Here is a 19,289-nt window from a genome sequence, read left to right as displayed (position 1 = left end):
CCGGCCCGCCCGCCCCGCCCGGCCCGCCCGGCCCGCCCGGCCCGCCCGGCCCGCCCGGCCCGGCCCGGCCCGCCCGCCCCGCCCGGCCGAGCGGGGCCGCTCGACGGATCAGCCCGCCCCAGGTGATCTCCGGAAGCCCCAGCACCTGATCTTGGTGTGGTGAGGTACCTGGACGTCCGGAGATCATCGACCGCCGGGGTGCGGTCGCCGACCGCGGGCGCTGCGGAAGCGTCAGTGAGGCAGCGCGGGTTCGACCAGCTCGACCAGTACGCCCCCCGCATCCTTCGGATGCACGAAGTTGATCCGCGAGTCGGCGGTGCCCCGGCGAGGCTGGTCGTAGAGCAGCCGGATCCCACGCGCGCGGAGCGCGTCACAAGCGTCGTCGATGGAGCGCACCGTGTATGCCACCTGCTGCACGCCGGGTCCGTTTTTGGCCAGGAACTTCCCGATTGTCGAGTCCGGCGACAGTGGGGCCAGCAGCTGCACGCAGCCGCCGACCGGCGAGGGCCCGACCGACATCATGGCCTCGCGTACGCCTTGTTCTTCGTTCGTCTCGACGTGCGTGCACGTCATGCCGAAGACCCGCGTGTAGAACTCGATGGCTTCGTCCAGGTCGGCGACGGCGACGCCGACGTGGTCGATGCGCAGGAGGCCGATACCGTGTGACAAACCCGACTGCTCCGGATGCTCAGACATATGGTTAGTCTGACTGAACGATAGCTAAGCCGAGTCGGAGGGCCTCTCAATGAAGAGTTCGGTGATCGTCGCCGGTGCGCGTACGCCTATGGGCCGGTTGCTGGGCAACCTGAAGGACTTCAAGGCCACGCAGCTCGGCGGTGCCGCGATCAAGGCGGCGCTGGAGCGTGCCGGAGTCGCCCCCGACCAGGTTCAGTACGTGATCATGGGTCAGGTGCTGCAGGCCGGTGCGGGCCAGATCCCGGCCCGGCAGGCGGCGGTCGAGGCGGGCATCCCGATGGCCGTCCCCGCGCTGACCATCAACAAGGTCTGTCTGTCCGGACTGGACGCCATCGCGCTGGCCGACCAGCTCATCCGGGCCGGCGAGGTGGACATCGTGGTCGCCGGCGGGATGGAGTCGATGACCAACGCGCCGCACCTGCTCATGGGTCAGCGGGCCGGTTACAAGTACGGCGACGTGACCGTCAAGGACCACATGGCCCTCGACGGGCTCACCGATGCGTGGAAGGGCATCCCGATGGGGGAGGCCACCGAGTACGACGGGCAGAAGTGGGGCATCTCCCGCGAGGAGCAGGACGCCTTCGCCGCCGCGTCGCACCAGCGGGCCGCGGCCGCGCAGAAGAACGGGGTGTTCGCCGAGGAGATCGCGCCGCTGACCATCCCGCAGCGTAAGGGCGACCCGATCGTGCTCGCCGAGGACGAGGGCGTACGCCCCGACACGACGGCCGAAGTGCTCGCCAAGCTCAAGCCGTCGTTCACCAAGGACGGCTCGATCACGGCCGGCTCCAGCTCGCCGATCTCCGACGGCGCGGCCGCGGTCATCGTGATGAGCAAGGAGAAGGCCGAGGAGCTGGGGCTGACCTGGCTCGCCGAGATCGGCGCGCACGGCAACGTGGCGGGGCCGGACAGCTCGCTGCACGCGCAGCCGTCGAACGCCATCAAGCACGCGCTCGGCAAGGCCGGCCTGACCGTCGCCGACCTGGACCTGATCGAGATCAACGAGGCGTTCGCCGCGGTCGGCATCGCCTCCACCCGCGACCTCGGGGTCGACCCGTCGATCGTCAACGTCAACGGCGGGGCGATCGCGCTCGGCCATCCGATCGGCATGTCCGGCGCTCGTCTTGCCCTGACCCTGGCGCTGGAGCTGAAGCGCCGTGGCGGCGGCACCGGCGCGGCCGCGCTGTGCGGTGGCGGCGGCCAGGGCGACGCCCTGATCCTGACCGTCCCGACGCAGACGGTCCCAGCGCAGCAGTGAGCCAGGACGTAAGGCAGCTGGTCGACGCCGCGCGGGACGGGGATCCGCGCAGCGTCGCCCGGCTGATCAGCATGGTCGAACGGAATGCCGCCGAACTGGCGGAGATCGCCGCGGCTTTCGGCGCGGACGCCCAACGGGCGCACGTCGTCGGCCTGACCGGGTCGCCCGGCGTCGGCAAGTCCACGACGACGAACGAACTCGTCACGGCGTACCGGCGGGACGGCAAGCGCGTCGGCGTGCTGGCCATCGATCCGTCCAGCCCGTTCACCGGCGGCGCGATCCTCGGCGACCGCGTACGCATGCAGGACCACGCCACCGATCCGGGTGTCTACATCCGGTCGATGTCCAGTCGGGGGCACCTCGGCGGGCTGTCGGCCGCGACGGCGGCGGCGGTACGCGTACTGGCCGGGGTGGGCTGTGACGTCGTCCTGGTCGAGACGGTCGGCGTGGGCCAGGCCGAGGTCGAGATCGCGAGCCTGGCCGACACCACGCTCGTGCTGCTCGCACCCGGGATGGGCGACGCGATCCAGGCCGTCAAGGCGGGCATTCTGGAGATCGCCGACGTCTTCGTCGTGAACAAGGCGGACCGGGACGGGGCGGACGCCACCGTCCGCGACATCAACGGCATGATCGCGCTCGGCGAGCGGGGTCCGGGCCAGTGGCGGCCGCGGGTCGTCAAGGCGGTCGCCGCCCGAGGCGAGGGCATCGACGACGTCCTTCACGCCATCGTCGAGCACCGGGAGCACCTGGAGAAGACGGGCGAGCTCCGGAAGCGGAGAGAAGAGCGAGCCGCTGCCGAGATCGAGGCGTTGGTCCTCGGCCGGATGCGCGCCCGGATCGGGTCGCTGCGGGGCGGCCACAGTCTCGCCGAGCTCGCCGCGAAGGTGGCCGAAGGGGTCGTCGATCCTTACCGCGCGGCCGAAGAGTTGCTGTCTGGTCTCGGCTGATCCGCCGGGCTTCTCCCTGTCGGCCAGTCTGGTTAAGGTGTTCCGCGGCCGCTTACGACCGCCGCGAGTCCGGTCGCACCACGGCCGTGGAACTACCGAGGGGACGAGACCGTGACGGGTTGGACCGTGCTGCTGCGCGGCGTGAGGCACCGGACCGGGCGATCCCTGGTGGTGCTGCTGCTGGCCGCGATCGCCGTGACCGCCGCCGTCCTCACCCCGGCCTACGCGCGGGCGGCGCAGCAGTCGGTGCTCACCGACACCCTGCGGGAGGCCCCGGCGTACGCCAGCTCCGTGACCGTGAAGGCGAGCGGCACTAGCGACAGCCCGGCGTTCGAACCGGCCTTGGAGTCCAGCCAGAAGGCGGACGCGGCGATCAAGGCGCGTCCGCTGTTGCACAGTCTCGTCGGGCGTCCGGTGACCACCGTCGAGACCGAGGCGATCGTCCCGGCGGGCGACCTCAAGGCGCGCTACGTCTTCCGTAGCGACCTCTGCAAGCTCGTCAGCGTCGTCGGGGACTGCCCGAACGACAACGACCAGGTCATCGTCAGCGACCGGACCGCCAAGGCGCACGGGCTGGAGACGGGTGACCGCATCACGCTGACCGTCGGCGGCAAGCCTCAGCAGCGGGAGATCGTCGGCCTCTACACGCCGCGGGACGCCAACGCCCCCGCCTGGGGGGCGCACGGCTACTTCCGGGAGGGCGCGTCGCCGGACGAGCAGGAGCGTACGCCGATCGACGCGATCTTCGCGGGCAGCGAGGAAGACCTCAAGTACGTGCCGACCGCGCAGGTGACCCTGGAACTCGTCTATCCGGTGCGGGTCGACGACATCCGGCTGGACGACGCCGATGCGCTGGCCAAGGACCTCGAAGGCGCCTCGCTCGGCCTGCTGCAGCAGGATTTGAGCCTCTCCTCAGCGTTGGCCGGGCTCCTGAACGACGCGCACTCCGACTCCGACGCGATCGCGAAGACGATCCCGGTCGTGGCGGTCCCGCTGCTGCTGCTCGTCGTGGGCGTACTGATGCTGCTGGTCGCGTCGCTCACCGAGGAGCGCGGCCCCGAGATCGCGCTGGCGAAGCTACGTGGCTACCCGGCCGGCAAGTCCGCCCGGTTCGGCCTCGGCGAGGTGCTCTTCCTCATCGGGTTGGCCACCCCGCTCGGCCTCGTCGGCGGCCTGGCCGTCGCCGAGTTCGCCGCCCGGGCCGTGCTCGCTCCCGGCGTGCACGTCGAGGTGCGCTTCGAGCCGTTCGCCGCGGCGGCCGCCGCGCTGGTGGCGGCGTTCATCGCGGCGTGGGCGGGCTCCCGGCGTACCGTGCGGTCGGGGGTGCTCAGCCTGCTCCGGCGGGTGCCGCACCACACCGGCTGGCGGGCCGGGCTCGGCGAGGGAGTCGTAGTCGCGCTGGCCGCCGCGGCCGTCGTGGCCGCCTGGCAGGACCGCACATCGTCGCTCGCGCTCCTGGCCGCGCCGTCGCTCGCCCTGGTCGCTGGGATCGCCGTCGCCCGCCTGCTGAGCCTGGGCGCGGGGGCGCGGCTCGCGCTCGCGCGGCGTACCGGCAATGTCGCGACCATGTTCGCGGCGGCCCAGCTCGCTCGTCGTCCGGGTCGCCACCGGGTGGTCGCGGTGGTGACGGTCGCCCTCGCGCTGCTCGGCTTCTCGGCCACCGCCTGGGACGTCGCGGCGCAGGCCCGCCAAACCCATGCCGAGCTGGCACTCGGTGCGGCCCGCGTCTACACCGTCGGGTCCGTGGATTCCCAGCTTTTGATCTCAGGGGTACGCACAGCGGCGCCGGACGGTTCGGCGATGCCGGTTCTCCGGCGCAACGGCGAGCGGTACGCCGGTCAGGCGCTCGACATCATCGCGTTGCCCGCGTCGCAGTTGGCGAAGGTGGCGAGCTGGCCCGGTCACTCGACGGCCGACCTCACCGCGTTGGCGGGCCGGCTGCGCCCGCAGGCCGCACCGCAGGCGCCGGTCAGCGGGGAGCTGAGCGTCCGGGTGAACGTCACCCAGCTCGGCAAGGCCGGGGTGAAGCTGGCCGCGATGGTGGCCGTGCCCGGCGGCGAGCCGAAGTACGTGACCCTCGGGACGCTCAAGTCCGGCGTGCACAGCTATTCGGCGGCGGTGCCCACCGGCCGGTTCGTCGGGCTGGCGCTGATCCGTCCGGCCGCCGACAGCAGCGCGATCACCGCCAAGCTGGAGATCCTGGACGTCAAGGCGGGCGGCTCACCGGTCGTCTCCTTCACCGACGACCAGGCGTGGAGCGGTGACCAGCGCGGTGGCGTGACGGGAGTGACCGTCACGACCGGGGACACCTTGAAGGTGGACGTCCAGGCGGAAGGGAATTCCGACCTCCTGCTGACCTATGTAGACACGCCGCCCGCGCTGCCGGTGGCCTTGTCCGGCCAGACGCCCGACGACAACCGGGCCGGCGACCGGTTCAGCTTCCTCGCGTACGCCGAGGAGCCGCAGCCCTTCGCGGTGGTGGAGCGCTCGGACGCGCTGCCGAGCGTGGGCGAGCGCGGTTTCCTGGTGGACCTCGACTACGCGGTGTCCCGGGCGGAGGCCACGACCGGCATGCCCGACGCGAGCCGGTTCAGCGCCGAGGTCTGGGCGAACGCGAACGCCCCCGCCGACCTGGAGAAGCGGCTGGCCGCCGCCGGGTTGACCGTCTTGCAGACGCGCACCGTGGACGCGACGGTGGATCAGCTGGGCCGCCGCGCCCCGGCCCTCGCCTGGCGGCTCTACCTGCTCGCCGGGGTGGTCGCCGCTGCGCTCGCCCTGGGGCTGGTGCTCCTCGTGGCTCGGCTGAACGCGACCGCTCGGCGGCATGAGCTGGCCGCGTTGCGGGTGACCGGCGTTCCGGCCCGCGTCCTGCGCCGGGGCGTACGCCGAGAGCACTTGGCGCTCATGGGCCTGCCGGTGCTGACCGGATTCGCCGTCGGGTTGGGCAGCGCGTGGCTGATGCTGCCGGGAATGCCGCTGGTGGCCGTCGGCCAGACCACGTCGGTCAGCTGGACGCCGCACCTGGGCGCGGTGGTCTTCGCGGCCGCGGCCGGGCTGCTCTGCCTGCTGCTGGCCGTCTTCGTCGCGGTGCGGCTCGTCCGCCGGGCCGCTCCCGAGCTGCTACGAGGTGATGTGTGATGGCCGCGATCGGGGTGTCCTGCCGCGGGCTGGTCTCCATCTACCGGCTGGAGGGGTACGACGTGGTCGCCCTGGCCGGCGTCGACCTCGACATCGCACCGGGCGAGTCGGTGGCGCTGCTCGGCCCATCCGGCTCGGGCAAGTCCACTCTGCTCTCCGTGCTTGCGGGGCTGCTGCGGCCGGCTGCTGGTCGGGCGTACGTGGGCGACGTCGACCTGGCCAAGGCGTCGGAGGCGGAGCTGGCCCGGATGCGCGCGACCGACGTGGGCGTGGCGCTGCAGGGCGCACGCCGCAACCTGTTGCCCTATCTGACGGCGGAGCAGAACGTACGCTTCGCCCAGCGCGCCGGGCGCAGCCCGGACGGGTTGAAACCGACCGCTCCGCGCGAGATCCTGTCGCTGGTCGGACTGGCCGTACGCGGCCGCATGCGGCTGAAGCCGGGCGCGTTGACGCCGGGGGAGCGGCAACGGCTGGCCTTGGCGGTGGCTCTCGCGAATCGGCCCGGGCTGCTGCTCGCCGACGAACCGACGAGCCAGCTCGACACGGGCGCTCGGGACGAGGTCTTGTCGGCCCTCGAATCCGTACGCCGCTTCGGGACGACCGTCGTCGTGGTCACCCACGATCCCGACGTCGGCTCGCGGATGGCGCGGACGGTGACGATCCGGGACGGCCGGGTCGGTGGTGAGGGCCACTCCGGCGAGGAGTTCGCGGTAGTCGGCCGGGACGGGTCGGTGCATCTGCCGCCCGACGTGCTGGAGGCCCTGCCGCCCGGCACCTACCTGCGAGTTCAGCTGCAATCGGATGGCAGCGCGCTGCTGGTCCCGGCGACGTCGCCGGGCAACTCGGCGAGCGGAGCAACCACCGTGCCGGTCTCGAGCGTTCCATCGCAGTGGAACGGCGCGACCCGGTCGCCGGGCTCCTCCGTTCCGATCGTCGGAGACGGTGTGCACCTCGGTCGCAGGCCCGGGGACTATTACGGAGAGGATCGCTGATGGGCGCGACGGTGCAGGTCGAGCGGATCACGGTGGCGTACGGCAAGGATCGTCCGGCGCTGCGCGACGTGTCGGCGATGGCCGTTCCGGGGCGGGTGCTCGCGGTGACCGGCCCGTCCGGTGCCGGGAAGACCACGCTGCTCTGGGCGATGGCCGGGCTGGTGCGGCCGCAGCACGGCGCCGTCACCGTGGACGGGCGTCAGATCGCCGACCGGGATCAGGCCGTCGCCGGGGGCGTCGTGCTGGTGCCGCAGGAGAACGGGCTCGCCGCGATCCTGACCGCGAGCGAGAACGTCCAGGTGGCGCTCATCGCCAACGGGACCAACCCGGCCGAGGCGCGCCGCCGGACCGCGGAGGCGCTCGACCAGGTCGGGCTGACCGGGCAGGCCGACCAGTTGGTGGAGGAGCTGTCCGGCGGTCAGCAGCAGCGTACGGCGATCGCACGGGGCCTGGCGTTGCGCGGGACAGTGCTGCTCGCCGACGAGGTGACGAGCGAGCTGGACGCGGCGAACCGGCAGAAGGTGCTCGACCTGTTGCAGGCCGAGGCCCGCCGGGGGGCCGCCGTCGTGTTCGCGACCCACGATCCGCAGGCCGCGGCCGCTTGCGATGCCGAAGTCCACCTCGTCGACGGAGTCGCCACCGTCGTTCGTTGATCATGAACCCACGGTCCGGCCCAGCGGCGCGCCGGTCCCCTCGCGTTCATGATCAACCGGAGGTCCGGTGCTGTCCGGTGCCCGCCTGGGCCATCGTCGAGTTCGCGTCGAGCGGCTATGCTGCCCGCGTTACCGCACTTGACCAGGGGAGCGCCAAGACATGAGCGAGAACATCGAGGCGGCGGGGCCGGTGGTCGCCACCGCTCCAGTCCAGTCGTCATCCACTATGGATAACATTCGGGCCGGCGCGAACGACCTCGCCGACCAGGCCGAGGCCAAGTTCGCCGTGGCGGCCGACGCCGTCAGCGATGCCGCCGACCGGGCCGTCGACGCCACGCGTACCGCCTTCGACAACGCCGCGCGCCGCATCCGCAACAACGCCGAGCTGGCGGCGGACCGGGGCAAGACGCACATCCGCCACGAGGTCGTCGAGAAGATCGCCGGCATCGCCGCCCGTGAGGTGCCCGGGGTCTACGACCTCGGCGGTGACGTGGCGCGCATGTTCAGCGCGGTCAAGGAGCGGATCGGTCTCGGCGACGCCGACGCCGACCAGGGCGTGAAGGTGACCCTCGAGGGTCGGACCGCCCAGATCGACGTCACCATCGTCATCGAGTTCGGCTACGTGGTGCACTCGGTGACCGACACCGTCCGGGTGAAGGTCATCAACTCCGTCGAGAACCTGCTCGGCCTGGAGGTCACCGGGGTGGACGTCATCGTGGACGACGTGCACGTGGATGACGACGGCCCGGTCGGCAACGACGAGGCTCGCGCGGCCGACTACGTCGCCTGACAGCAGCTGATCGGCACTGCACCGATCGCGCGACAGCACCGAGCCCCGTTGATCATGAAGTTAGCTCCATGATCAACGGGGCCGACGGACGGGACTCAGAAGCGCGCAGGCTCCCGGTAGACGCCCCAGACGTCGCGAAGGGCGTCGCAGATCTCGCCCAGCGTCGCCTCGGCCCGGCAGGCGTCCAGCATCACCGGGACCAGATTGTCGGTGCCCTGGGCGGCGGCGGACAACCTCGCGAGCGCGGCGTCGACCGCGGCCTGGTCGCGAGCGGCGCGCCGCTCCTGGAGCAGCTTGACCTGCTCGGTCTCCACCTCATGGGAGACCCGCATGATCTCCAGCGGCTTGGCGAGGGTGTCGGTGTTGCGGGTGACGCCGACGATGTGCTTGACGTCGCCCTCCAGCGCCCGCTGATATGTGTACGCCGAATCGGCGATGGCCGAGGTGAACCAGCCGTTCTCGATGCCCCGCAGGATGCCGGCGGTGAAGGTGCCGTCCGCGCCGAGCGCCTTGATCCGGGTGAAGATCTCCTCCGTCTCGGCCTCGATCTTGTCGGTCAGCGCCTCGACGTACCACGATCCGCCGAGCGGGTCGGCGACGTTCATGACCCCGGTCTCGTGCATGATGACCTGCTGCGTCCGCAGGGCGATCTCGGCCGACTCGTCGGTCGGCAACGCCAAGGTCTCGTCCAGGGCGTTGGTGTGCAAGGAGTTGGTGCCGCCGAGGACCGCGGACAACGCTTCCAGCGCTGTGCGTACCACATTGTTGACCGGCTGTTGCGCGGTGAGCGAGACGCCCGCGGTCTGGGTGTGGAAGCGGAGCCATTGCGCCTTCTCGCTGGTCGCGCCGTAGACGTCGCGCAGGTAGCGCGCCCAGATGCGGCGCGCGGCCCGGAACTTGGCGATCTCCTCGAAGAAGTCGACGTGGGCGTCGAAGAAGAAGCTGAGGCCCGGAGCGAACTTGTTGACGTCGAGCCCGCGGGCCAGGCCGAGTTCGACGTAGCCGAAGCCGTCGGCGAGCGTGTACGCCAGCTCCTGCGCGGCCGTCGACCCGGCCTCGCGGATGTGGTAGCCCGAGACCGACAACGGCTTGTAGCGGGGGATGCGCTGGGCGCAGTACTCCATGAGGTCGCCGATGAGCCGGAGGTGCGGTTCGGGGGCGAACAGCCACTCCTTCTGGGCGATGTACTCCTTGAAGATGTCGGTCTGCAGGGTGCCGTCGAGCACCGAGGTGTCGGCGATGCCCTGCCGCTCGGCGGCGACCAGGTACATGCAGAAGATGGGGACGGCCGGGCCGCTGATGGTCATCGAGGTGGTGACCGCGGCGAGGTCGATGCCGGAGAACAGCACCTCCATGTCGGCGACCGAGTCGATCGCCACCCCGCAGTGGCCGACCTCGCCGAGTGACCGGGAGTCGTCGGAGTCCCGGCCCATGAGGGTCGGCATGTCGAACGCGACGGAGAGGCCGCCGCCGCCCGCGTTGAGGATCTGGTGATAGCGCGCGTTGGTCTGCGCGGCGTTGCCGAACCCCGCGAACTGGCGGATGGTCCAGGCCCGCCCGCGATACCCGGTGGGGTAGAGGCCGCGGGTGAACGGGTACTCGCCGGGCCAGCCGATGCGCTCGAAGCCGGGCACGGTGGCGCCCGCCGGCGGGCCGTAGACCGGCTCGACCTCGGTCCCCGAGAGGGTCGTGAAGTCGGCGTGCCGGGTCTTGGCGGCGTCGTACCGGGCCTGCCAGCGGTCGCGGCCCGCCCGGATCTCGTCTGCGTCCATGGCCCCGATGGTATGCGAAGAGCCTGAACGATCGCTAAGTCGTCCCGTACCCGCTGGTAACTCGCCTTGCACGCGTTGTTGTCGGCGCTGGATCCCTGATCCGGCGCGGGTGGGGGAGAGGTGTGGATCACGAAAGGATAACGATCACCTCGGATTGACAAAGGAACGGCGCGGCAAGGCTGTCCTTCCGGCGTGATCCGACTCCTCTGGGACGCGGTGTGGGGCCGCCGGGCTCAGGCGCTCACCGTTGGCGTCCTGACCGCGCTGGCCGTGGGGACGGCGGCGGCCGCGCCGTGGTACGTCTTCGCCTCCGCTGAGCAGCTCGCCGCGCGCATCGTCGCGGGAGCCTCGACCGAACAGCGCATGCTGCATGTCAGCGCGTCCGCGCGTACCGCCGACCTGCCGAACGGGCGGGTGCCGGTGGACAAGGTGATGAAGGTCGTGGAGAAGGCGACCGGCAAAGATCACACCGCACCCATCACCGGCCTGCGGCTGACCGGGCCGATCCTGCGGCCGGGCGCGGGGGCCAAAGGCGCGCTCGTCGCCCGCGCAGGCGGCTGTGAGCACGCGGTCGTCGAGGGCGCCTGCCCGGCCGAGGCCGGCCAGATCCTCATCAGCGACGGGGTCGCCCGGTCGCTGAGCCTCGCCGTCGGCGACAAGTTCGCGATGAAGATCGACAACTCCAGCGAGGTCGCCGAGCTGACCGTCGTCGGTCTCTACCGGCCCGTACGCGCCGACGACCGGTACTGGTCGGGCGTCTGGGACCACGACTCCCGGGTCATCGACCCGTTCCTCACCGCCCCGGTGACCTTCGACCGGCTGCCGACCGCCCGGCCGATGACCACGGTCGACCTCGAACTGGGGCTGGGGGCGTACACCCCAGGGCTGGGTGGCCGGCTGAGTGCGCTGGACGCCGGAGAGTCGAGCTGGACGATGGACTGGGTGTCCTCGGCGGGTGAGGTGCCGGGCGTCATCAACACGGTGCAGAACGAGATGAGCGCGGGCATCGTGGCTGCCACCGGCCGATTCGTGCTGCTGGCCTGGTTCGCTCTCCTCGTCGTGGTACGCCAGACGGTCGGCGCTCGGCGGACCGACCTGGCTCTGGTGAAGCTCCGGGGCGTACGCCGCTGGCGGGTGTGGACGGCGACGATGGGGCAGACCGTCGGCGTGATGCTCGGCGGGGCGGTGCTGGGCGCGGCCGCCGGGCACGCCTGGGTGCGAGCCGTCATCGGGCCGGTCGTGTGGCCGGACGACCTCGACTTGGCGATGACCCAGAGTGCCGAACTGTTCGGCGGGGTGCTCGTCGCCGCTCTCGCGCTCGCCTGGCTCTCCGAACTCCGGTCGCTGCGCTCGCCGGTGGTGGAGCTGCTGCGTAACGTGCCGCCTCGGGTCCGCGGCCGGGCGGTCGACGCGGCCGAACTCGTCATCGTCACGCTGCTCGCGGTCGGCGTCTGGCAGCTGACCACGGTCGAGGCGCTGCGGACCGGGTCGGTGACCGCGACGATGGTCCCCGCGTTGCTGGCGATCGCGGTCGGTCTGCTGGCCGCCCGTTTCGTCCTGTGGCTGTCCGGGCGCGCCGGCGCGGCCGCGATGCGGTCCGGCCGCCTCACGGTGGCGGTCGCCGGTCTGTCCGCCCGGCGTCGGCCGACCCTCCGATGGGTGGTCACGCTGCTGGTCGTCGCGGTCGCCGGACTCACCACCGCGATGGGCGACATGGTCCGGGGCGAACAGGCCGTCACCGCGCGGGCCGAACAGGAGCTCGGCGCGGACCGGGTGCTGCGGGTCGACGGCGTCAGCCGCAAGAACCTGCTCGACGCCGTCCGCGACATCGACCCGGCCGGCACTCGGGGCATGGCGGTCAGCTACTTCCCCAGCACTGTCGGGTTCTCTCCGCAACTGCTGGCGGTCGACACCGCCCGGCTGGCCGCGGTCGCCGACTGGCGACCGGAGTACGGCGCGCTGCCGCGTACTCCGTCGGGTGTGGACGATCCCATTCGGGTCGCCGACGGCGCGCTGCAGCTTACGGCGTCCTTCGATCGCAAGGTGTACGCCCTCGGCGACCGGACGCAGCCGGTGAAGTCGGAGAACCCGGACTTCCCGCCGTTCGACCAGCCGGTCCCGCCGCCGACCGAGATCACCGGCGACGTCTTCGCCCAGGTCGCCCTCGTCTCCGCGACGGGCACCCGGACGCTGGCCCGCTTCGGCCCGTTGCAGGAAGGGCGGCACGACTACCAGGCGACGGTCAGCGACTGCGCCGGTGGCTGCCGCCTGATGTGGCTGGGCCTGTCCGCGGCCCGGGACGGCTCGTCCCAAGCCGCCGTCACCTGGGGTACGCGAGTCTCGGTCCACGCGGTCCAGCAGGACGGGCGCGCTCTCCTGGACGCGGCGCGGCTGGGCGATCGGCAGCACTGGACGGGCAGCTCCAACACCCGGGTGCTCGGCCCGATCCTGGACGGGTCGGCCGACGGGATGACGTTGACCGCGCCGCCCGGCTGCGACGACCCCAATCACTCCCGGGGCACGTGCGAGATGCGGGCCTACCCGGCGGAGCCGGCGCTCGCCGCGGTGACCACCGGACTCGTCGGCCGCAACGGGCGTAACAACCGAGCCCAGCTGGAGCTGTCCGGCACGGATCCGGCCGACGTCGACGTCAGCGGTTCAGCGGCGAAACTGCCGCGCTTCCCGGAGGACGGCGCGATCGTCGACCTCGCCGACTTCGACCGCGTCGTCGGCGTCTCGGTCGCGAACGAGCAGCTGGAAGTCTGGCTGGCCGACGCCGGGGACGAGGCTTTCGTCGCCGCGCTGAAGCAGCACGGCGTGAACGTCCAGGGCAGCTCCACGGTGGACGCCGCTCGTGGCGCGCTGAACCGGCAGGGGCCGGCCGGCGTACGCCGCTTCCAGCTCGGCGTCTTCGGGCTCGGCGTCCTGATCTCGGCCGTCGCGCTGCTGCTGCTGGCCAGCGTCGAACGGCGTACGCGGGCGGGCGAGCTGGCGGCGCTGCGGCGGCAGGGGCTCAACGCCCGGATGGTCCGGCGGATCAGCCTCCTCGGATACGCCGTCCCCACCACCGTCGCCGTGGTCGCCGGATTGGCGGCCGCGGCTGCGACCGCCTGGCTGCCGGTGCCGAAACCGGAGGTCTTCTCCGACGGCTGGAAGGTGCTCTCCCCACCGGACGGGTTGTCCACCATCCCGTTCGCCCTCACCGCGTTGGCCGCCGCCGCACTGCTGGCCGCCGTCCTCGTGTACGCGGCTCGCCGCCTGGCCCGCCAGGCCCTGATCGACGGAGGCGCCCGGTGATCGCGCTGCTGATGCTGGCTTTGCGGGAACGCCGCCGGGCGTACGCCGCAATCGCGCTGCTGTGCCTGGCGATCGGGGCGCTGGCCGCGCTGGGAGCGGCGTACCCGAGATCGGTGGCGGACAGCATCGCCGACGACGAGATCCGGTCGGCCCCGGCGAGTGAACGGTTGTTCTCGCTCGCCGGAGGGGACGACGCGGCGTCGACGGTGCAGGCGGTGACCGAGTCGACCCGGCGCCTGCCGGACTTCACGGCGGTCTACGCCGCGAGCGTCTCGGTCATGGGCTTCGGCCCCGAGCGCAGCACCCTGGTCTACCGGGAGAACGCGTGCGCCCACGTACGCCTCCTGTCCGGCCGGTGTCCGCTCGGCGCCGGCGAGGTCATGGTGCCGGCCGGTCCGGTCCAGCAGGCTCGCAAGATCGAGGTGGGTACGCGGCTGCTGCTCGTCGAGGCGGTCAAGCCGGACCCGAAGAAGCCGTGGGAGGCGTCCAACCGGGGCAAGGCTCCGGTCGACGTGGTCGGCGTCTACCAGCAGATCGACCCGGGCGAGGACTACTGGGGCGTCCGGACCGCCGAGGACGCCGCCGGGGTGGCGATGGTGCTCGCCCGCCCGGAGACGCTGAACTCCGTCCCGCACAACCTCGAAGTCCTCACCGTGACCGCGATCCCGGACCGGAAGCTGCTCATGAGCGGCGACTACGGCGCGATCCTGCGGTCCAAACTGGACGCCAACATCATCCGGAGCAGCCCGGACGTCCAGCGGATGATGGAGCGGATCGCCGCCAAGCGGAAGTTCGTCGAGACGATGACGCCCGCCGTCGTGCTGCCGGTGCTCGTCCTCGGCTGCTGGGGCCTGTTCCTCCTGGTCTCCGGTCGCCTCCAGCGGGACCGGCCGGAGGTCGGCATCCAAGGGCTGCGGGGGCTGCCGTTGGCGTACCGGTGGCTGCTGGCGGCGGGTGCGGCCGGCCTGCTCGCGATCGTCGCGACCCCGCTCGGCGCGTTGCTGGTCACGCTGTTCACGCCGGGTGCGGACGGCTCCTCGATGACGGCCGCATTCCAAGTCCTCGGCGTGGAACTGCTCGTCATCGCGGTGACCGCATTGGGCGTCCTGCGGTTGCGGCCGCTCGACCTGCTCCGGCGGGTGCTGCCGGCCAGTGGCAAGATCCCGCTGACCGAGATCGCCGTGCTGACTGTGGCGGGGGCGAGCTTCGCGCAGATGCAGTCGGGAGACCGAACCGGCCTCGGCATCTTCACCGCGAGCCTGCTCGCCGTGGCGGTCGCCGTCGTCGCCGCGCGGGTGCTGCCGACGGTGCTGCGGCCGGCCGCCCGGCGCGTCATCCAACGTGGCCGGCTCGCGCGGGGCATCGCCCTCGCGCTCATGACCCGCCGGCCCAGCGGACGGCACCTGCTCGCGCTCACCTCGGCGGCGGCCGCCCTCTTCACCCTGGTCGTCGGGGCGATGGACGTGTCGAGCACGGCTCGGCACACCCAGATCGACCTGACCATGGGGGCGGACCGGGTCCTGCAGGTCCAGAGCAGCCCGGCCCAGGCGCTGGCCGCGGTCCACCAGATCGACCCCGACGGCGCGTACGCGACCGTGACCGGGCGGCTGAGCGTCTCCGGCTACTCCGTGCTCGCCGTCGACCTGAGCCGGTCGTCGGTGATGCGGTGGCCGGAGGCGGCCGAGATGGCGGCCGCGTTGAAGCCCAGCGGGGCCGCCCCGATCGAGGTCGGCGCGGGGAAGCTGGAAGTCACCGTCGACGCCGCCGTGACGCTCGTCGACGTCGGCCGGCTGCCACCGGGGGTGACCGTGCCGGCGTCGCGCATGTTCGCCGTCGTCGAGCTGCCCGGCGGCGAGTTCCAGGAGCTGGACCTCGACAAGAAGGTCCAGGCCGGAGCGCAGGCGTACGCCGTGGAGCTGCCGCCGTCGTGTGCCGAGGGCTGCCGGCTGGCCGGACTGAGCCTGGTCACCTTCGGGGCGGAACGCGGCAACCTGACCATCCAGCGGATCGCCGTCGACGGCAAGGCCGTCTCCGACGGGAGCGGCTGGCACACCCCCGGCACGGACGCCGGCAAGTGGTCGATCGACCCGTCGATGGCGATGGGACAGCCGTCGTACCTGCTGCCGCCGGACGTGTCGGCCCGGCTGCCCATGGCGTACACCCGGGATCTGGGGCAGGGCGGCCCGACCGCGCCCGCCTTCAGCCTGCGGGGGAGCCAGCGAGCACCGCTCGCGGCGACCGTCGCGACCGACGTCGTCCCCCGCGTCGGGCACAAGGCCATGCTGGTCGACCTGCCCGGCATGCTCCGGGCGACGCTCGGCTCCACGACACCGGGCAACATCGAGGTCTGGTTGTCGGCCGACGCCCCCGCCGACGCCGAGCAGAAGCTGACCGACGCGGGCCTGGCCATCGTGGGCTCGGAGAGCCGGGCCGACGCCGTCGCCCGCGCCGACCGTACGCCGCCCGCGCTGACCCTGCGGATGCAGCTCTGGGCCGCCGTCGCCGGTGTGCTGCTGCTCCTCGGCGTCCTGCTGGTCGTGTCGTCGGGCGACCGGCGCACGACCGAACTGGCCGGGTTGCGGCAGGCGGGCGTACGCGCGGCGACGCTGCGCCGGGCGAACCGGACCACCTACGCCCTGATCAGCGTCTTCGGGGTGCTGATCGGCGTGGTGGCGGCCGCCGTCGCCTGGGCCGCCGCCCGGACGGTGCTGCCCATCGTGGACGGCACCCCTTGGCTACCGCCGCCGTCGTGGCCCGGCCCGGTGCCGCTGGCCGCGGCCGCGGTGGGCGTCGCGGTCTTGCTGATCGCGGGAACACACCTGATATTCGTGGGAGATCGGAGAGAGGGAGGAGCCTGGAGTGAGTGAGCACGCTGGTCTCGCCGTCGCCTGCCGGCGAGTCGTGCAGATCTACCGGGGCGAGGGCGGTGACGTTGTCGCTCTCTCCGGCGTGGACCTGACCATCTCGCCGGGTGAGATGGTGGCCCTCGTCGGTCCCTCGGGCTCCGGCAAGTCCACCCTGGTGGCGCTGCTCGGCGGGCTGTTGCGGCCGTCGGCCGGCCGGGTCACCGTCGGGACCTACGACATGGGGCGGCTGACCGACCGGGAGATCTCCCGGCTGCGCGGTACGCGTATCGGCATCGTCCTGCAGGGCGCGGCCCGCAACCTGCTCCCGTACGCCTCGCTTTACCGCAACGTGTGGCTGGCGCAACGACGGGCCGCCGCGACGTCGGGTATCGCGTTGGAGGACCCCGAACGGGTGCTCGACCTGGTCGGACTGCCCGGTAAGGGCAAGGCCCGGCTGCACGAGCTGGCCCCCGGCGCCCGGCAGCGAGCCGCGCTCGCGGTCGGCATCGCCGCCTCGCCCGGTCTGCTCCTGGTCGACGAGCCGACCAGCCAGCTGGACACGGGTGGCCGGGACGAGGTGATCTCCGCTCTGGAGACGATCAACGCCGAACGCGGCACGACCGTGGTCGTTGTCACACACGACGCCGAGGTCGGTACGCGACTGGGCCGGGTCGTGACCATCCGGGACGGCCGGGTCGGCGCCGAGGGCCGCAACGGCCAGGACTTCGCCGTGGTCGCGGGCGACGGCACCGTGCAGCTGCCGCCGGAGGTGCTCGAGGAGTTCCCGCCCGGCACGCTGTTCACCATCGACCACGCGGAGGACGGCAGCGTGACGCTCGTCGTCGGGTCGTCGTGAGCCTGCCTAGACTAAGGGCATGACGGATCCCCGAGACCCGAGCCGCGGGCAGTCGATCTTCACCCGGGGTGCGGTGGACCTCAGTGCGCTGCGGTCCACCGCTCCGCAGCCCGACGCCGAGGCGCCGCCCGCCGGGGCCGCGCCGGACGGCGGCGATACCGGGGTTCCGCGGTTCGCCGGGGCGAACGCCCCGATCGACGTGACCGTGCAGACGTTCCAGCGGGACGTCGTCGACCGGTCCCGGACCATCCCGGTCGTCCTGGAGTTCGTCGCCAGCGGGCAATACGCGGGCGACCCCGCGCTGGAGCAGTTCGCCGCCGACGGCAGCTTCGTGCTCGCTCGGTCGGACGTGCGGACCGATCCGCAGCTGGCTCAGGCGTTGCGCATCCAGGCGCTGCCGACGATCTTCGCGTTCGTGGGCGGGCAGCCGATCGACGGCCTCCCCGGCCAGCTGCCCGAGGCCCAGCTGCGGCAGTGGCTCGACGCCGTCCTCCGGGCGGGCGGGGTCGAGGTGGAGACCCCGGCCGATCCGCGCCTCGAAGAGGCCGACGACATGCTCATGATGGGCGACCTCGACGCGGCCGAGCGGGCGTACCAGAAGATTCTGTCGGAGACGCCCCGCGACGCCGCGGCGGAGGCCGGGCTGGCCCAGGTCGGCGCGGCCAAGCGGATTCAGGGCCGTGACCCGCAGGAAGTGCTGGCCGCCGCTCAGGCCGCCCCGGACGACCTCGACGCCCAACTGCTGGCGGCCGATCTGGAGGCGCTGAGCGGGCAGGCCGAGCAGGCGTACGCCCGGCTCATCGCACTCGTCCGGCGAGTGTTCGGCGACGATCGGGAGAAGGTACGTCAGCACCTCGTCTCTTTGTTCACCATCGCCGGTCCGGACGATCCGGCTGTCGTCACCGCTCGGCGGGCTCTGGCCAGCGCTCTTTATTAGGTTGGCATAGATCGCTATCCTCGGCCTGCAGGCATCGGTCGCATAACCAGGGGGTTCACGCGCCGCGTACGCGAGGGGGAGGGCGAGGGATGAGACGGATCGCGGTGCTCGACGCACCGACCAATCTCGGCCTGCGCCCACCCACGGCCACCTCGGTTCCCGGCTGTGCCAAGGCGCCCGGTGCGCTGCGTGACCACGGACTCGTCGACCGGCTCGGGGCTCGTGACGCGGGCTGCCTCACGCCGCCGCGCTACGACCCGGGCGACTGGCGTCCCGGCGACGGCGTCGCCCAGGCGTCGCAGATCTCGGCGTACTCCCAGCGGCTGGCCGACCGGATCGGCGCGATCGTCGACGGCGGCGAGTTCCCGCTGGTCCTGGGGGGCGACTGCTCGGTTTTGCTCGGCTCGATGGTGGCCATGCACCGGCTCGGCGACGAGGTGGACGGCCGGGTCGGGCTCGTCTTCGTCGACGGGCACTCCGACTTCCGGCATCCCGGGAACGCGCCGTACGTCGGCGCCGCCGCCGGTGAGGACCTCGCCCTCGTGACCGGCCGGGGTCAAATCGAGCTGGCCGGGATCGAGGCGCGTCGTCCATACGTCCGTGACACCGACGTGGTCGTCCTAGGCATCCGGGAGCACGACGAGTACCGCCTCGACCTGGCCGCCGGGGGATTCTCGGTACGCCCGGTGACCGCGCTGCGCTCCGCGGGCGCCGCCCGCAGCGCGCAGTGGGCGCGTGACCAGCTGGGCCACTGCGCCGGGTTCTGGCTGCACGTCGACGTGGACGTCCTCGATCCGGCGGTCATGCCGGCGGTGGACGCGCCCGACCCGGGTGGCATCGCCTTCGCCGAGCTGGAGATGCTGATCGCCGGGCTCGTCGGCACGCCGGAATGCCTCGGCATGGAGCTGACGGTCTTCGATCCGGACCACGATCCCGAGGGCTCGTACGCTCATGAGGTCGTCGAGATGCTGGTCGCCGGGCTGGCCCCGCTGCTGCAGCAGCCACGTTCGGTGGGCCGGAAGAAATCCGTCCCCCGCCCGCGTCTGGCCTCCGACCAACCCGTCGCCTCGTAACCGTCACCGCCTGGTGTGATCATTGCGTCACCCATGC

At 72.2% G+C, this 19,289-nt stretch carries 12 protein-coding genes and 1 pseudogene; 11 read left to right on the top strand and 2 right to left on the bottom strand.

What is annotated here, in order from left to right:
• Positions 1–231: 231 nt before the first annotated feature.
• Complete coding sequence (mce, locus tag AB0H43_RS19650) at positions 232–696, bottom strand: methylmalonyl-CoA epimerase (RefSeq protein ID WP_360000859.1); 465 nt, start codon at positions 694–696, stop codon at positions 232–234.
• Positions 697–745: 49 nt separating this feature from the next.
• On the opposite strand from mce, the gene AB0H43_RS19645 reads away from it, so the two are divergent.
• From AB0H43_RS19645 to AB0H43_RS19620, 6 genes are all read left to right on the top strand, one after another.
• Positions 746–1,951: an acetyl-CoA C-acetyltransferase gene (locus AB0H43_RS19645; protein ID WP_360000857.1), complete on the top strand. Its 1,206-nt coding sequence runs from the start codon at positions 746–748 to the stop codon at positions 1,949–1,951.
• Positions 1,948–2,898 (top strand): methylmalonyl Co-A mutase-associated GTPase MeaB, encoded by a 951-nt coding sequence (meaB, locus tag AB0H43_RS19640; RefSeq protein WP_360000855.1) that lies wholly within the window; start codon positions 1,948–1,950, stop codon positions 2,896–2,898. The genes AB0H43_RS19645 and meaB overlap by 4 nt, the downstream gene beginning before the upstream one ends.
• 111 nt (positions 2,899–3,009) lie before the next feature.
• Entirely contained in the window at positions 3,010–6,036 is a 3,027-nt protein-coding gene (locus AB0H43_RS19635) for an FtsX-like permease family protein (RefSeq protein ID WP_360000853.1), read from the top strand.
• On the top strand, positions 6,036–7,028 hold the full coding sequence (locus AB0H43_RS19630; RefSeq protein WP_360000851.1) for an ABC transporter ATP-binding protein: 993 nt from the start codon (positions 6,036–6,038) through the stop codon (positions 7,026–7,028). The genes AB0H43_RS19635 and AB0H43_RS19630 overlap by 1 nt, the downstream gene beginning before the upstream one ends.
• Positions 7,028–7,681, top strand: coding sequence for an ATP-binding cassette domain-containing protein (locus AB0H43_RS19625; RefSeq protein ID WP_360000849.1), 654 nt, complete (start codon positions 7,028–7,030; stop codon positions 7,679–7,681). The genes AB0H43_RS19630 and AB0H43_RS19625 overlap by 1 nt, the downstream gene beginning before the upstream one ends.
• 160 nt (positions 7,682–7,841) lie before the next feature.
• Positions 7,842–8,471 carry an Asp23/Gls24 family envelope stress response protein gene (locus AB0H43_RS19620; RefSeq protein ID WP_360000848.1) on the top strand — a complete coding sequence of 210 codons (630 nt, stop codon included), beginning with the start codon at positions 7,842–7,844 and terminating at the stop codon, positions 8,469–8,471.
• 95 nt (positions 8,472–8,566) lie between these two features.
• Here the strand turns inward: AB0H43_RS19620 and AB0H43_RS19615 are convergent, their stop codons facing one another.
• Positions 8,567–10,243: a methylmalonyl-CoA mutase family protein gene (locus tag AB0H43_RS19615; protein WP_360000846.1), complete on the bottom strand. Its 1,677-nt coding sequence runs from the start codon at positions 10,241–10,243 to the stop codon at positions 8,567–8,569.
• A 192-nt stretch (positions 10,244–10,435) separates the two neighbouring features.
• Between AB0H43_RS19615 and AB0H43_RS19610 the strand changes: the two genes are divergently transcribed.
• The 5 genes and pseudogenes from AB0H43_RS19610 to AB0H43_RS19590 form a co-directional block, all read left to right on the top strand.
• On the top strand, positions 10,436–13,540 hold the full coding sequence (locus AB0H43_RS19610) for an FtsX-like permease family protein (protein ID WP_360000844.1): 3,105 nt from the start codon (positions 10,436–10,438) through the stop codon (positions 13,538–13,540).
• Complete coding sequence (locus AB0H43_RS19605) at positions 13,537–16,407, top strand: hypothetical protein (protein ID WP_360000842.1); 2,871 nt, start codon at positions 13,537–13,539, stop codon at positions 16,405–16,407. The genes AB0H43_RS19610 and AB0H43_RS19605 overlap by 4 nt, the downstream gene beginning before the upstream one ends.
• Positions 16,400–17,242, top strand: coding sequence for an ATP-binding cassette domain-containing protein (locus AB0H43_RS19600; RefSeq protein ID WP_360000840.1), 843 nt, complete (start codon positions 16,400–16,402; stop codon positions 17,240–17,242). The genes AB0H43_RS19605 and AB0H43_RS19600 overlap by 8 nt, the downstream gene beginning before the upstream one ends.
• Positions 17,243–17,261: 19 nt before the next feature.
• A complete protein-coding gene (locus AB0H43_RS19595) occupies positions 17,262–18,179 on the top strand; it encodes a tetratricopeptide repeat protein (protein ID WP_360000838.1) in 918 nt (305 codons plus the stop codon).
• A gap of 89 nt (positions 18,180–18,268) precedes the next feature.
• Positions 18,269–19,162 (top strand): annotated as a pseudogene (locus AB0H43_RS19590) (arginase family protein); the annotation flags it as partial.
• Positions 19,163–19,289 lie beyond the last annotated feature (127 nt).

The organism is Hamadaea sp. NPDC050747 (genome assembly GCF_040654195.1).
Taxonomy (GTDB): domain Bacteria; phylum Actinomycetota; class Actinomycetes; order Mycobacteriales; family Micromonosporaceae; genus Hamadaea.
The sequence above is the reverse complement of the archived record's forward strand: the minus strand, read 5'-3'. Positions and strand labels throughout refer to the sequence as shown.

What these genes read in the sequence shown, in the direction of transcription:
- AB0H43_RS19615 (WP_360000846.1), bottom strand. Translation starts at nt 10,243, where the DNA reads ATGGACGCAGACGAGATCCGGGCGGGCCGCGACCGCTGGCAGGCCCGG.
- AB0H43_RS19620 (WP_360000848.1), top strand. Translation starts at nt 7,842, where the DNA reads ATGAGCGAGAACATCGAGGCGGCGGGGCCGGTGGTCGCCACCGCTCCA.
- mce (WP_360000859.1), bottom strand. Translation starts at nt 696, where the DNA reads ATGTCTGAGCATCCGGAGCAGTCGGGTTTGTCACACGGTATCGGCCTC.
- AB0H43_RS19595 (WP_360000838.1), top strand. Translation starts at nt 17,262, where the DNA reads ATGACGGATCCCCGAGACCCGAGCCGCGGGCAGTCGATCTTCACCCGG.
- AB0H43_RS19630 (WP_360000851.1), top strand. Translation starts at nt 6,036, where the DNA reads ATGGCCGCGATCGGGGTGTCCTGCCGCGGGCTGGTCTCCATCTACCGG.
- AB0H43_RS19625 (WP_360000849.1), top strand. Translation starts at nt 7,028, where the DNA reads ATGGGCGCGACGGTGCAGGTCGAGCGGATCACGGTGGCGTACGGCAAG.
- AB0H43_RS19645 (WP_360000857.1), top strand. Translation starts at nt 746, where the DNA reads ATGAAGAGTTCGGTGATCGTCGCCGGTGCGCGTACGCCTATGGGCCGG.